The 13,706-nt window shown below is 70.5% G+C and carries 10 protein-coding genes; 5 read left to right on the top strand and 5 right to left on the bottom strand.

Annotated elements, in window-relative coordinates:
* Window positions 1-475 precede the first annotated feature (475 nt).
* The 5 genes from BLR95_RS15810 (at window position 476) to amt (ending at window position 8,225) form a co-directional block, all read left to right on the top strand.
* On the top strand, window positions 476-1,369 hold the full coding sequence (locus BLR95_RS15810; protein ID WP_176787789.1) for a hypothetical protein: 894 nt from the start codon (window positions 476-478) through the stop codon (window positions 1,367-1,369).
* Window positions 1,366-3,339 (top strand): O-linked N-acetylglucosamine transferase, SPINDLY family protein, encoded by a 1,974-nt coding sequence (locus BLR95_RS15530; RefSeq protein ID WP_176787788.1) that lies wholly within the window; start codon window positions 1,366-1,368, stop codon window positions 3,337-3,339. The genes BLR95_RS15810 and BLR95_RS15530 overlap by 4 nt, the downstream gene beginning before the upstream one ends.
* Window positions 3,340-3,442: 103 nt before the next feature.
* Complete coding sequence (locus BLR95_RS10295) at window positions 3,443-4,315, top strand: arsenate reductase/protein-tyrosine-phosphatase family protein (RefSeq protein ID WP_092619391.1); 873 nt, start codon at window positions 3,443-3,445, stop codon at window positions 4,313-4,315.
* Window positions 4,312-5,355: an ACR3 family arsenite efflux transporter gene (gene arsB / locus BLR95_RS10290; protein WP_092619388.1), complete on the top strand. Its 1,044-nt coding sequence runs from the start codon at window positions 4,312-4,314 to the stop codon at window positions 5,353-5,355. The genes BLR95_RS10295 and arsB overlap by 4 nt, the downstream gene beginning before the upstream one ends.
* Before the next feature lie 305 nt (window positions 5,356-5,660).
* The gene (gene amt / locus BLR95_RS10285) at window positions 5,661-8,225 is read left to right on the top strand and encodes an ammonium transporter (protein WP_092619385.1); all 2,565 of its coding nucleotides are present in this window, start codon (window positions 5,661-5,663) and stop codon (window positions 8,223-8,225) included.
* A 7-nt stretch (window positions 8,226-8,232) separates the two neighbouring features.
* Here the strand turns inward: amt and BLR95_RS10280 are convergent, their stop codons facing one another.
* The 5 genes from BLR95_RS10280 to BLR95_RS10260 form a co-directional block, all read right to left on the bottom strand.
* Window positions 8,233-8,970 (bottom strand): TlyA family RNA methyltransferase, encoded by a 738-nt coding sequence (locus BLR95_RS10280; RefSeq protein WP_245689438.1) that lies wholly within the window; start codon window positions 8,968-8,970, stop codon window positions 8,233-8,235.
* 277 nt (window positions 8,971-9,247) lie between these two features.
* Window positions 9,248-11,179, bottom strand: coding sequence for a 1-deoxy-D-xylulose-5-phosphate synthase (gene dxs / locus BLR95_RS10275; protein ID WP_092619382.1), 1,932 nt, complete (start codon window positions 11,177-11,179; stop codon window positions 9,248-9,250).
* A 44-nt stretch (window positions 11,180-11,223) separates the two neighbouring features.
* Window positions 11,224-12,120: a polyprenyl synthetase family protein gene (locus tag BLR95_RS10270; protein WP_092619379.1), complete on the bottom strand. Its 897-nt coding sequence runs from the start codon at window positions 12,118-12,120 to the stop codon at window positions 11,224-11,226.
* A 49-nt stretch (window positions 12,121-12,169) separates the two neighbouring features.
* Window positions 12,170-12,457 carry an exodeoxyribonuclease VII small subunit gene (locus BLR95_RS10265; RefSeq protein ID WP_092619376.1) on the bottom strand — a complete coding sequence of 96 codons (288 nt, stop codon included), beginning with the start codon at window positions 12,455-12,457 and terminating at the stop codon, window positions 12,170-12,172.
* A 209-nt stretch (window positions 12,458-12,666) separates the two neighbouring features.
* Complete coding sequence (locus BLR95_RS10260; protein ID WP_092619373.1) at window positions 12,667-13,599, bottom strand: histone deacetylase family protein; 933 nt, start codon at window positions 13,597-13,599, stop codon at window positions 12,667-12,669.
* Window positions 13,600-13,706: the final 107 nt, after the last annotated feature.

Below are 13,706 nucleotides of genomic sequence, written 5' to 3'. Positions count from 1 at the left end.
CTCCTGGTTCTAGGAACCGGGTGAGCAGCCCTGGCTGGGGCCACCCCCGGCGGCTGGACGTTTCTGTCCAAGACACGGGTTTAAGGGAGATTTGCAAACCTCCCGTTAACAGACTCCGAACCGCGCCACGATCAGCCTTCGATGGGTGCGGCGTGCCTTCTTGGCCCACCAGCCCCCAGGCACTGACCCCGGCAATCGACCCGAGAGGGCCGCTTTCCGGAGGCATCAGCCCAAAGACCATACCGGCGACGCTGCCGGCGCCCCGCCCTGGCCGCGCCCTTCTGGGCCGATGACGCATGGCGGATACGCTAGAATATGTACGCTCCCGCGCGACGATTGTCAATTTGGCCTCGCCTGGCCAGAAGGCATAGAGTCGCCGCATCGAAGCCGCCGGGGATGACTTGCCCCGGGCACCGCGCGGGGCCATCATCTGGCGCCCGCCACGCCGCCCCACCAGCCAGGGAGCCCCCGCCGGATGGTCGCCGATCTGCTTGCCGTCACCTCGCTGGTTCCCGGCCTGGAGGGACCCAGGGGCGAGGTCCAGCGACGGGCGGTGGCCAGTTGGCGGGCGGCCGACCTCGCGGTGGCCTCGCTGAACGCCACCGCCGAGGTGGCCGAGGTGGCGACCGCCTTCCCCGGCATCACCGTGGTGCCCATCGAGCGCGACGGCCGCGCCCTGGTCGGCAAGCCGGTGCCCTTCGTGCACGACCTGCTGGCCTTCCTGGCCGATCAGCGGCCGCGCCTGGGGGTGATCCTCAACGCCGACATCGTGCTCGCCGCCGAGCGCCGGCTGCCCCAACGCTGGCGCGAACTGGCCGGGACCCACGGCCCGGCCACCCTGCTGGCCGGCCACCGCAGCGACGTGGACGACCTGCCTGGTCTCGACAGTCCGCCGCCGCGCCCCGCCTTCTCGCCCGGCTTCGACTACTTCGTGATGTCTCCCGAACTGGCCCGGGAGTTGGCCCGCCCGGCCGCCTTCTGCCTGGGCCAGCCGTTCTGGGACTACGCCCTGCCGCTGTTCGCCCTGCTGGCCGGCCATCGGGTGAGCGCCCTGCGCCTGGAAGGGGCGCGCCATGTGAGCCACCCCCGCGCCTGGGCCGACCACAGCTTCCTCTTTTTCGGCCACCTGTTGACCGAGGTGCTGGGCCGCTGCCAGACCCAGGCCCGCGCCGCGCCGCAGAGCGCCCACGCCCTGGAGCTGCCGGTCGCCGCCCTGGCCCGCCTGCACGCCGACCTTCTGGGCGCCATCGAGGCCGAGGGCGGCGACGGCGCCGCCAAGGCCGCCCTGGCCACCTTCTACGACAGCCTGCAAGCCACCCTGGTCGGCCACCTGCGCCGCCACTCGGACACGGTGACCGACAGCCCATGAGCCACGACGCCAGCGACGCCAGCGAAGTCCTTTACCAGCAGGCCGCCCGGGCGCTGCGCCAGGGCCGCCCGGCCGAGGCCCTCGACCCGCTCGAATCCTACCTCACCGCCCACCCCGGCAACCCCGAGGCGCTCAACCTGATGGGCATCGCGGCGCTGCGCCTGGGGCGCCCGGAAATGGCCCGCCAGGTGCTGATCGAGGCCCTCAAGGCGCGGCCCGATTTCGTCGAGGCGCTGTCCAACCTGGGCTCGGCCTGCCAGGCGCTGGGCGATCTGGCGACGGCGGAAAAGGCCTTCCGGGCCGCCCTCCACATCCAGCCGGCTTTCGCCGCCGCCCACTACAACCTGGGCAACCTTTTGGCCCAACAGGACAAATGGGCCGAGGCGGAAGCCGCCTACACGGCCGCCCTGAGCCACGAACCGCGCCACCCCGGGGCGTGGCGCAACCTGGGCACCCTGCTGCTCGACCAGGGGCGCGACGAGGAAGCCGAGAAGGCCTTCGACGCCCTGACCGAGGCCGCCCCGGTGGAGATCGCCGGCTGGCTCGGCCTGGGCGAGGCGCGGCGCCGCCGGGGCCGCCTGTTCGCCGCCGAGCAGGCGTTGTCGACGGCCGCCGCGCTCGACCCCGGGGACCCCCGGCCGCAAACCAACCTGGGCAACCTGCTGGCCGCCCAGGGCCGCTCGGAAGAGGCCCTGCCCCACTACCGGCGGGCCCACGAACTGACCCCCGAGCACCCCTGGCGGCACGGCAACCTGTTGTGCGCCCACCAGTACCTGCCGGACACCCCCCCGGCCATGCTGCGCCGCCTGCACGAGGCGTGGGCGGCCCGCCATGGCCTTCAGGACCCGCCGGCCAGGCCGCGCCCCGACCCCGAGGGACCGTTGCGGCTTGGCCTGCTGTCGATCGACCTGGGCCAGCACCCGGTCGGCTTTTTCATGCTCGGGCTGGTGCGCGCCCTGGCCGCCGCGCCCGAGCTTGGGATCGAGGTCCACGCCCTGTCGCTGCGCCGGGCCGAGGACGAGGACGCGACCAGCCGCCGCCTCGCCGAGGCCTGCCGCTGGCACCGCCTGGACGGCCTGGACGACGACGCCCTGGCCGGGCGCATCGCCGGGCTGGGCATCGACGTGCTGGTCGATCTGGCCGGCCACACCGCCGGCAACCGGCTGTCGCTGTTCGCCCGCCGTCCGGCCCCGGTGCAACTGAGCTGGGCCGGCTACACCGGCACCACCGGGCTGGCCGCCATCGACGGCCTGGTCTGCGACCGCTTCCATGTCCCACCGGGCAGCGAGGCCGACCATGTGGAGCGCCCCCTGCGGCTGCCCCACGGCTACATCTGCTACAGCCCGCCCGAGGACGCGCCGCCGGTCGCCCCCCTGCCGCTGGCCGGTGGCGCGCCGCCCACCTTCGGCTGCTTCAACAATCCAGCCAAGCTGAACGAAGTGGTCTACGACCTGTTCGCCGGGGCTCTGACCCGCGTCCCCGGCAGCCGCCTGCTGATGGCCTTTCGCGGCTACGAGGATGCCACGGTGCGCACCCGGGTGTTCGCCGCCTTCGGCCTGCGCGGCATCGACGCGACCCGGCTGGACCTGCTCGGCAAGCGCCCGCACGCCGAGTTCCTGGCCGCCTATGGCCGGGTCGACGTGGCCCTGGACACCCACCCCTACAGCGGTGGCCTGACCACGCTGGAGGCCCTGTGGATGGGCGTGCCGGTGGTCACCCTGCCCGGCCCCACCTTCGCCAGCCGGCACAGCCTGAGCCACCTCGCCAACGCCGGCCTGGGTCATCTGGCGGCGCGCGACGCCGAGGACTTCGCCCGCATCGCCGCCGATCTGGTGGGCGACCCGGCGGCCCTGGCCGAGCTGCGGGCCGGGCTGCGGGCCCGCCTTCTGGCCTCGCCGCTGCTCGACCACAAGGGCTTCGCCCGCGATTTCGCCAGCCATCTGCGCGCCTTCATCGCCGCCCTGCCGTGAGGCCGCCCTGCCGTGAGGCCGCCCTGCCGTGAGGCGAAATCGCCGGACGGCCGTCATCGAAGACTCACTTGACCCTCGCCGATATTTCGATAGGATTGGAAATATGGAAACGACAGAGGCGTCCCGCCTGCTCTCGGCACTCGCCGGCCAGGCCCGGCTGGAAGCCATGCGCTATCTGGTCCGCCAGGGCCCGGAAGGCGCCCCGGCCGGCGAGATCGCCGCCTATTGCGGCGCCGCCGCCTCGACCATGTCGTTCCATCTGAAGGAGTTGAAGGCGGCCGGGCTGATCGATGTGCGGCGCGACAGCCGGCAGCTCATCTACCGGGCCGACATGGCGGCGATGCGCCGCCTGATCGATTTTCTGACCGAGGACTGCTGCCAGGGCCAGCCCGAGCGCTGCCCCACCGTCCCCCCCACCCGACGAGGACCGCGCGCCATGACCCCCAACGATCCCGACAAGATTTTCAACGTGCTGTTCCTGTGCACCGGCAACTCGGCCCGCTCGATCATGGCCGAATGCATCCTCAACCGCGAAGGCCAGGGCCGCTTCCGCGGCTACAGCGCCGGCAGCAAGCCGGCCGGCGAGTTGAACCCCCGCGCCATCGCCGTGCTCAAGCGCAACAACTATCCGCTGGACGGCCTGCGCTCGAAGAACTGGGACGAATTCGCCGCCCCCGATGCCCCGAAAATGGATTTCGTCTTCACCGTCTGCGACGACGCCGCCAGCGAAGTCTGCCCGGTGTGGCCGGGCCAGCCGATGAGCGCCCACTGGGGCGTGCCCGACCCGGCCAAGTTCACCGGCACCGAGGCCGAGGTGGCGCAGATGGCCAACGACGTCTTCCGCATGCTGTACACCCGCATCACCCTGTTCCTGTCCCTGCCCCTGGCCAGCATCGACAAGCTCAGCCTGCAGAAGCGCCTGGACACCATCGGCCAGTCGGCCCGCACCACCGAGCCGACCGAGGCGCCGGCATGAGCTTCTTCGAACGCTATCTGACCCTGTGGGTCGCCGCCTGCATCGTTGTCGGCATCACCCTGGGCCATTTCTTCCCGGCCCCATTCCAGGCCGTCGGCGGCCTGGAGGTGGCCCAGGTCAACCTGCCGGTGGCCGGGCTGATCTGGCTGATGATCATTCCCATGCTGCTGAAGATCGACTTCGGCGCCCTCAGCGAGGTGCGCCGGCACTGGCGCGGCATGGGGGTGACGGTGTTCGTCAACTGGGCCGTCAAGCCGTTCTCCATGGCCCTGCTCGGCTGGCTGTTCCTGGGGGTGCTGTTCGCCCCCTGGCTGCCGGCCGGACAGATCGACAGCTACATCGCCGGGCTGATCATCCTGGCCGCCGCGCCGTGCACCGCCATGGTCTTCGTGTGGTCGCACCTGTGCGACGGCGAGCCCCATTTCACCCTCTCCCAGGTGGCCTTGAACGACTCCATCATGGTGGTCGCCTTCGCGCCCATCGTCGGCCTGCTGCTGGGACTGTCGAGCATCGTCGTGCCGTGGGAGACCCTGCTGCTGTCGGTGGCGGTGTTCATCGTCATCCCGGTGGTCATCTCGCAACTGCTGCGCCGCCACCTGCTGCGCCGGGGCCCGGAGGTGCTGGAGAAGACCCTGGCCCGCCTGCACCCCTTCTCGCTGGGCGCCCTGCTGCTCACCCTGGTCCTGCTGTTCGGCTTCCAGGGCGAGCAGATCCTGGCCCAGCCGCTGATCATCCTGCTGCTCGCCGTGCCCATCCTGATCCAGGTCTACTTCAACGCCGGGCTGGCCTACTGGCTGAACCGGCGCTTCGGGGTGGCCCACTGCGTCGCCGGGCCCTCGGCGCTGATCGGCGCCAGCAACTTCTTCGAGCTGGCGGTGGCCACCGCCATCGGGCTGTTCGGCTTCGATTCGGGCGCCGCCCTGGCCACCGTGGTCGGGGTGCTGGTCGAGGTGCCGGTGATGCTCACGGTGGTCCGCCTGGTCAACCGCTCCAAGGGCTGGTACGAGGCCGGCCCGGCGGTGGCCGACAGCCGAAGCTGACATCCCGGCCCCCACTCCCCCCCCCGCCCCCGCCGGCTCCACCACGGAGCGGCGGGGGTGTTGATTTTTCTGGTCGCCCGTGACGGCGGCGGCGTATGCTCGCAATGTGGGCAGCTCCCGTAGGCGCCTGTTTTATAGGCACTTGTTTTAGGCATTCAGGGCTCCACCGTGACCCGAACCGCCCCCGTCGGATGGCCGCGCCGACCGGGACCCGATCCGGGTGACTGTCCACCAGTGTTGGGGCGCGCACCGCTCGTCGGCGCGGACGCCAGACCGGGTGCGTGACAGTGGGGGGAGGTCGGGTGATGGGTGGCGACACGGAACGGCGCGCGGCACGCGGCGCCGGCTGGGCGGTGATGGTCTTGGCGGCAGTGGCGGCGCTGCTTTCGGGCGGGGCGCCCGACCTCGCCGCCCAGACCGCCGACAGCCTGGCCCTGCAGGAACTGGAAGCCCTCAAATCCCACATGGACGCTGTTCTGGCTGCCCAACAGGACAGCATGAACCACATGTGGACCATGACCGCCGCCGCCCTGGTCTTTCTGATGCAGGCCGGATTCCTGCTCCTCGAAGCAGGCATGGTGCGCTCCAAGAACTCGATCAACGTCGCCCAGAAGAACATCGCCGACTTCGTCATCGCCACCGCCGGCTTCTATCTGCTCGGCTTCGGCGTGATGTTCGGCCCTTCGGTGATCGGCGGCGGCTGGCTGGGCTGGAACGGCCTGGGTTTCGGATCACTCGATGACTGGCACTACACCTTCTTCGTCTTCCAGGTGGTGTTCTGTGGCACCGCGGCGACCATCGTCTCCGGCGCCGTGGCCGAGCGCATGCGCTTTTCCGCCTATCTGGCGGCGACCTGCTTCATCTCCGTCGTCATCTACCCGGTGATCGGCCATTGGGCCTGGGGCAACCTGCTGATCGGCGACAACCCGGCCATCCTGGCCGACCTCGGATTCATCGACTTCGCCGGCTCGACCGTCGTCCACTCGGTGGGCGGCTGGGTCGCCCTGGCCGGGGTGATCGTCATCGGGCCGCGCATCGGCCGCTTCGACGAAAACGGCAAGCCACTGCCCATCCACGGGCACAGCGCCGCCCTGGCCACCGCCGGGGCGATCCTGCTGTGGGTCGGCTGGATCGGCTTCAACGGCGGCTCGACCACCACCGGCGACCCCGCCTTCGCGCACATCATCTCCAACACCATATTGGCCGGCGCCTTCGGCTCCATCGCCTCGATGCTGATCGGGCGCTGGGTCGACGGCCTGTTCCGCCCCGACCGGGCGATCAACGGCGTGCTCGCCGGACTGGTCGGCATCACCGCCGGCTGCGACGCCGTGTCCACCTACGGCGCCCTCACCATCGGCCTGAGCAGTGGCATCGTGGTGGTCATCGCCGCCCACGCCATGGAAAACTGGCTGCGCCTGGACGACTGCATCGGCGCCGTGCCGGTGCACGGCGTGTGCGGCGCCTGGGGCACCCTGATGGCCGGCGCCCTGGCCACCCCGGACGCCCTGGTCGCCGAGGACCGCCTGACCCAGGTGATGATCCAGGCCCTGGGCATCGGCATGGCCTTCGTCTGGGCCTTCGGCGCGGCGCTGGTCTTCTTCCTGCTCCTCAAGTGGACCATCGGCATCCGGGTCAGCACCGAGCACGAATTGCAGGGCCTGAACGAGGCCGAACACGGCACCACGCTGGGCACCGGACTGCTGCAGAAGGCGATGCTCGAACTGGCCACCGGCAACGGCGACCTGTCGCACCGCCTGGACGAGACCACCGGCGACGAATCGGGCGAGTTGGCCGGGTCGTTCAACCTGCTGATGGAACGGCTGCAGGGGATGGTCCTCAACGTGGCCGGCAATGCCCGCAACCTGCTTCAGTCGTCGCTCGCCCTGCGCGGCATCTCCGACACCATGAGCCACGATTCCGGCGAGATGACCAAACGCGCCGGCCACGTCTCGCAACTGACCAACGATGTCTCCCAACGGGTCAGCCACATGTCCCAAGGGGTCGGCAGCCTGAACGAAAACGTGCTCGACATCGCCAACGCCGCGCAGACCATGTCGGGCCACGTGGTCGGCGCCCACAATGACGTCGACCGCATCGCCCAGGCCATCACCACCATCGCCGAAACCGCCCGCGCCGCCGCCCACACCGCCGCCTCGGCCGCCGAGCGGGCCCACGACGCCAGCACCACGGTCGACAGCCTGAGCGGCGCCGTCGGCGAGATCACCTCGGTCGTCGACGCCATCCGCGCCATCGCCGCGCAAACCCGCATGCTGGCCCTCAACGCCGCCATCGAGGCCGAACGGGCCGGCAGCGCCGGCGAAGGCTTCCGGGTGGTCGCCAACGAAGTGCGCATCCTGGCCGATCAGGCAACCGGCGCCGCCGACGACATCGGCCGGCGCATCGACGCGGTCAGCGGCGGAACCTCCTCGGCGGTCAGCGTCATCGAGGACATCGGACGGGTCATCACCGAGGTCCACGGCGCGGTCGACCGCATCGATGAGAGCGTCGCCGTGCAGCAGGAGAGCATCAGCGCCATCTCCGGCGGCATGAGCCGCGCCGCCGACGAGGCCAAGACCATCTCCGGGGCCATCGACCACGTCTCGAAAACCGCCCGCGAGGTATCCTTCGACGCCCGCCACGCGGCCCAGGAAACCCACTCGGTGTTCCACATCATCGGACAGGTCAACGAGGCGGCCCTGGAAAGCTCGGCCACCGCCCACCGCGTGCAGGAGGCAGCCAGCGCCGTCTTCCGCATCGCCGGCGAGTTGGAAAGCATGGTCGGCAAGCTGGGGGGCGCCAAGGCGGCCCTCGACAAGGCCGGCGCCCAGGCCAGCGCCATCGCCACCCGCGAGGCCGAAGAGGCCTACTGAGGGGCGGTTATCCGCGCCGCCCGGCAATCAGGAACTCGCGGTTGCCCTCCGGGCCGGTGATCGGGCTTTCCTCGATGCCCAGCACCGACCAGCCGGGCAGGCCGCCCAGCCACTCGGCGATGGTCGCCTTGACCTCGTCATGCAGCGCCGGGTCGCGCACCACGCCGCCCTTGCCGACCCGCGCCTTGCCGACCTCGAACTGCGGCTTGATCAACGCGATCACCATGCCTCCCGGACGAACCAGCGCCAACGACGCCGGCAACACCGTCCGCAGGCCGATGAAACTGGCGTCGCAGACCACCAGATCCACCGCCTCGCCAATCGCCTCGGCGGTCAGATGCCGCGCGTTGGTCCGCTCATGCACCACCACCCGGGGATCGACCCGCAAGCGGTGCGCCAACTGGCCATAACCCACATCCACCGCATGAACCCGCGCCGCCCCCCGGGCCAACAGCACATCGGTGAAGCCCCCGGTCGAGGCCCCCACATCCAGACACACCCAGCCCGCGGGCGAGACGGCGAAATGATCCAACGCCCCGACCAGCTTCAACCCACCCCGCGAAACCCAGGGATGATCCTGACCACGAACCTCCAACACCACATCCGCCGACACCGGATGACCCGCCTTGGTCAACCGCCGACCATCGCCATCAACCACCTTGCCAGCCATGATCAATGCCTGGGCCCGCGCCCGCGACTCAACCAACCCCCGCGCCACCAACACCTGATCCAACCGCTGCTTCACACCAACCCCTCCACCGCCCGAGGCTGACCAGCCCTCGTGTGCCGGAACCAAGGGGGCGCCGCCCCCTTGGAACCCCCGCCGGGGAAGCCAGGGGCTCCCCCGGACCCCCGCCGCGACTTAAAGCCGTCCAAGAGGGGGGTATCTGAGCGCGAGCGCTCAGATACCCCCCTCTTGGACGGCTTTGATTCATGGTGGGGTCTGGGGAGGCCTTGGCCTCCCCAGCGGGGTTCAAAGGGGCGGCGCCCCTTTGCTTCTGACACGCGCGGACCGGTGAGCCTCAGGCGCTGGCGGGTTTGGAGGTGGTGGTTGTGTCCAGGGCGTCGCGGGCGCGGGTGACGATATGGCGGGCCGTCAGGGCGCATTGTTCGATCTGGTTGGCCGGGGTGTCGTGTTCGATGAAGGTGTCGGGGATGGTCATGGTGCGGGCCTTGAGGCCGCCGTCGAGCAGGCCTTCGCTGCTCAGGAATTCCAGCACGTGGGCGCCGAAGCCGCCTGGCGAGCCTTCCTCGACGGTGATCAGCACGTCGACCTTGCCGGCCAGGTCGCGGATCATGTCGCGGTCGAAGGGTTTGGCGAAGCGGGCGTCGGCGACCGTCGTCGGCAGGCCCTGGGCGGCCAGTTCCTCGGCCGCCTTCAGGCTGTCGGCGAGGCGGGTGCCGAGCGAGACGATGCCCACCTTGGGCTGGCTGGCCTCGCGCACGATGCGGCCCTTGCCGATGGGCAGCACCTCGCCTTTCTCGGGCAGCGGCACGCCGACGCCTTCGCCGCGCGGATAGCGGAAGGCGAGCGGGCCGTCATCGTGGGCCACGGCGGTGGCCACGGCGTGCATCAACTCGGCCTCGTCGGCCGGGCTCATGACCACGAGGTTGGGCAGGCAGGTGAGGAAGGCGAGATCGAAGGTGCCGTGGTGGGTCGCCCCATCGGCGCCGACCAGCCCGGCGCGATCGATGGCGAAGCGCACCGGCAGGCCCTGCAACACCACGTCGTGGACCAACTGGTCGTAGCCCCGTTGCAGGAACGACGAATAGAGGGCGCAGAACGGCTTGTAGCCGCCGCAGGCCAGCCCGGCGGCAAAGGTGACGGCGTGCTGTTCGGCGATGCCCACGTCGAACACCCGATCCGGGAACAGCTCGCCGAACTTATCCAGTCCGGTGCCGCCCGGCATGGCGGCGGTGATGGCGACCACCTTGTCGTCGGCCTCGGCCTCGGCGATGAGGGCCTTGGCGAACACCCCGGTATAGCTGGGGGCGTTGCTTTTCGGCTTGTTGAGGGCGCCGGTGACGACGTCGAAGCGGCTCACCCCGTGGTACTTGTCGGGGGCTTCCTCGGCCGGCGCGTAGCCGCGTCCCTTCTGGGTGACGACGTGCAGCAGCACCGGGCCGTCGGCATCGGCGGCGCGGACGTTTTCCAGCACCGGGACCAGATGCTCCAGGCGGTGGCCGTCGATCGGCCCGACGTAATAGAAGCCCAACTCCTCGAACAGGGTGCCGCCGCCGCTGACCATGCCGCGGGCGTATTCGTCGACCCGCTTGGCAGCGCGCTCCAGCGGCCCGGGGAAGCGGTTGACCACTTCCTTGGCCAGGTTGCGCACCGACAGCCAGGGCTTGGAGGACAGCAGGCGCGACAGGTAGTTGCTCATCGCCCCCACCGGCGGGGCGATGGACATGTCGTTGTCGTTGAGGATGACGATCAGCCGGCTGTCCATGGAGCCGGCGTTGTTGAGCGCCTCGTAGGCCATGCCGGCGCTCATCGAGCCGTCGCCGATGACGGCGATGACGTTGTGGTCCTTGCCACCCAGGTCGCGGGCCACGCTCATTCCCAGGCCGGCCGAGATGGAGGTCGAGGAATGCCCCGCCCCGAACGGATCGTAGGGGCTTTCCGAGCGGTTGGTGAAGCCCGACAGGCCGCCCCCCTGGCGCAGGGTGCGGATGCGGTCGCGCCGCCCGGTGAGGATCTTGTGGGGGTAGCACTGGTGGCCGACGTCCCAGATCAACTGGTCGTCGGGGGTGTTGAAGACGTGGTGCAGGGCCACCGTCAGCTCGACCACGCCCAGGCCGGCCCCGAGATGGCCGCCGGTGCAACTGACCGCGTCGATCATCTCGGCCCGCAGCTCGCCGGCCAGCGTGTTCAGCGCATCGAGGCTCAGGCCCTTGAGGTCGGCGGGGCTCTGGATGGTGTCGAGCAGAGGCGTGGAGGGACGCTGGGACACGATGTATCTCCCTGGACGGGGAAGCTTGTGAAAACGAACGGCGGTCAGGATTGGCGGGTGACCATGTAGCGGGCGACGGCGCGCAGAAGGTCGGCCCGGGCGTCGTAGGCGGCCAGTTGGCCGACCGCCTGTTCAGCCAGCCGGTCGGCCTCGCGGCGCGCCTCCTCGATGCCGAGCAGCGAGACGAAGGTGGCCTTGCCGGCCGCGGCGTCCTTGCCGACGCCCTTGCCGACGGTGGCCTCGTCGCCTTCCACGTCCAGAAGGTCGTCGGCGATCTGGAAGGCCAGCCCCATGTCGCGGGCGTAGGCGATCATCGCCTGGCGGTCGGCCTCGGGGGCCTCGCCGAGGATCGCCCCGGCCACGCAGGCGTATTCGAACAGCCGCCCGGTCTTGAGCTGTTGCAGGCGGGTGATGTGGGGGATGTCGATGGTGGCCGGGTCGCGGTGTTCGGCCATCAGGTCGACCATCTGGCCGCCGACCATGCCCGGGGCGCCGGCCGCCTCGGCGAGGGCGGCGACCAGTTGGCAGCGGACCAGCGGGTTGGGGTGCACGGTGTCGCCGGCCAGCACCTCGAAGGCGCGGGCCTGCAGGCCGTCGCCGGCCAGGATGGCGGTGGCCTCGTCGAACTTGCGGTGGCAGGTCGGCTGGCCGCGCCTCAGGTCATCGTCGTCCATCGCCGGCAGGTCGTCGTGGACCAGCGAGTAGCTGTGGATCATCTCCAGGGCGCAGCCGACGTCGAGGGCCCGCGCCTCGGGCACCCCGAACAGCCCGGCCGCCTGCAGGACCAGGAAGGGGCGCAGCCGCTTGCCGCCCTGCAGGGTGCCGTAGCGCATGGCCTCGATCACCCGTCCCTCGTCCCCGTCCACCGGGGCGAGCAGGGCATCGAGGCGGGCATTGACCTTCTCGGCCGAGGCGGCCAGGGCGGCGGCGAGGTCGGTCATCGGGGGTCGGGTCTCCGGCAGGACAAGGGACAGATGTGAAGGGTGGAGGTCAGGCGGCGCCGTCCGGGCCGTCGCCGGCGGACTCGACGCGGGCCGCGCCGTCCTCGCCGACGCTGATCCGCTCGACGCGCAGGCGCGCCTCGGCCAGCTTGCGCTCGCAGGCCCGCTTCAGGGCGACCCCGCGCTCGTAGGCGCCGACCGCCTGATCGAGCCGGACCTCGCCACCTTCCAGCCGGCGGACGATGGTCTCCAGTTCGGCCAGGGCGTCCTCGAAGCTCAGCGACTCGGGGTCGGTGGGCGCGGGCTCGGCGGGCGGGGGGGCGGGCGACTTGCTCATGGGGGGGCGGGCGACTTGCTCATGGGCGACCAGGGGGCCAGGGCGCAGAAGGGGATCGGGCGGCGCGGAAAGGCCGGCAGTCTACGCGCCGGCCGGCCGGCGAGGCAAGCCGCATGTCGGCCCAAGGGCCGACCCGATTGACCACCCTCGGCCAGGGTGCCGACCCTTCCGACACATGTCGGCCGGGGGGCGCGATCCCTGCCGCCGCCTCAGTCGATGCCCATCAGCGCCTTGACGTGAGCGACCACCGAGCCGGCCAGGGCGGGCAGGTCGTAGCCCCCTTCCAGCACCGAGACCAGCCGCCCCTCGCACACCTCGTCGGCCACCGCCAGCAACTGGTGGGTGGCCCAGGTGAAGTCGGCCACGGTCAGGCGCAGGTGGGCCATGGGATCGTTGGCGTGGGCGTCGAAGCCGGCCGAGATCATGATCAGATCGGGATCGAACGCCTTCAGGGCCGGGATCACCTGGCCCTCGAAGGCCTGGCGGAACTGGATGCCCTCCGAGCCGGCCGGCAGCGGGCAGTTGACGACGTTGTTGTGGGCCCCGGTCTCGCCGGAAAAGCCGGTGTCGGGAAAGCTGCCGGCCTCGTGGGTCGAGGCATAGAACATCCCCGGATCGTCCCACACGATATGCTGGGTGCCGTTGCCGTGGTGAACGTCGAAATCGATGATCGCCACCCGCTGAAGGCCATGTTCGACGCGGGCCTGGAAGGCGCCGACACAGACGTTGTTGAACAGGCAGAAGCCCATCGCCTTGTGCATTTCGGCGTGATGGCCGGGCGGGCGGACGGCGCAGAAGGCGTTTTTCACCTCGCCCTTGGCCACCGCGTCGACGGCCAGCACCACCGCCCCGGCGGCGCGCAGGGCGGCCTCGCCCGACATCGGCGAGACGAAGGTGTCGTCATCGATGGCGTGCAGGGTTTCGTGGGGAATCCGGCCGAGGATTTCCTCGATGTAGGACAGCGGATGGACGTGCAGGAGCTGCTCGCGGGTGGCGTGCGGCGCCTCGGCCCGGTGCAACAGCATGAAGTCCTCGTGTTCCAGCACCCGCATCACGGCGCGCAGGCGGTCCGGGCTTTCCGGGTGGAAGGGGCCGGTGTCGTGCTCGATGCAGTCGTGATGGGAAACCAGCAGGGTGGCCATGGGCGGGTCCGTCGCTCGGGGAGGGGAGACAGAACCTCCTATCTGGCACGGTCGGCGGGCGTGGTGCAAGGTCGTCGCGGGTGCCGTCGGGTGCCGCGATCGGGCAC

Origin of the sequence: Roseospirillum parvum, assembly GCF_900100455.1 — a bacterium.
Taxonomy (GTDB): Bacteria; Pseudomonadota; Alphaproteobacteria; order Rhodospirillales; family Rhodospirillaceae; genus Roseospirillum; species Roseospirillum parvum.
Note: the sequence above shows the minus strand (reverse complement) of the source record. Positions and strands in the feature narration are given on the sequence as shown.

Bases quoted from the DNA above. Each gene is read 5' to 3' on its own strand.
- BLR95_RS15810 (WP_176787789.1), top strand. From the start codon at position 476: ATGGTCGCCGATCTGCTTGCCGTCACCTCGCTGGTTCCCGGCCTGGAG.
- BLR95_RS15530 (WP_176787788.1), top strand. From the start codon at position 1,366: ATGAGCCACGACGCCAGCGACGCCAGCGAAGTCCTTTACCAGCAGGCC.
- BLR95_RS10295 (WP_092619391.1), top strand. From the start codon at position 3,443: ATGGAAACGACAGAGGCGTCCCGCCTGCTCTCGGCACTCGCCGGCCAG.
- arsB (WP_092619388.1), top strand. From the start codon at position 4,312: ATGAGCTTCTTCGAACGCTATCTGACCCTGTGGGTCGCCGCCTGCATC.
- amt (WP_092619385.1), top strand. From the start codon at position 5,661: ATGGGTGGCGACACGGAACGGCGCGCGGCACGCGGCGCCGGCTGGGCG.
- BLR95_RS10270 (WP_092619379.1), bottom strand. From the start codon at position 12,120: ATGACCGACCTCGCCGCCGCCCTGGCCGCCTCGGCCGAGAAGGTCAAT.
- BLR95_RS10265 (WP_092619376.1), bottom strand. From the start codon at position 12,457: ATGAGCAAGTCGCCCGCCCCCCCGCCCGCCGAGCCCGCGCCCACCGAC.
- BLR95_RS10260 (WP_092619373.1), bottom strand. From the start codon at position 13,599: ATGGCCACCCTGCTGGTTTCCCATCACGACTGCATCGAGCACGACACC.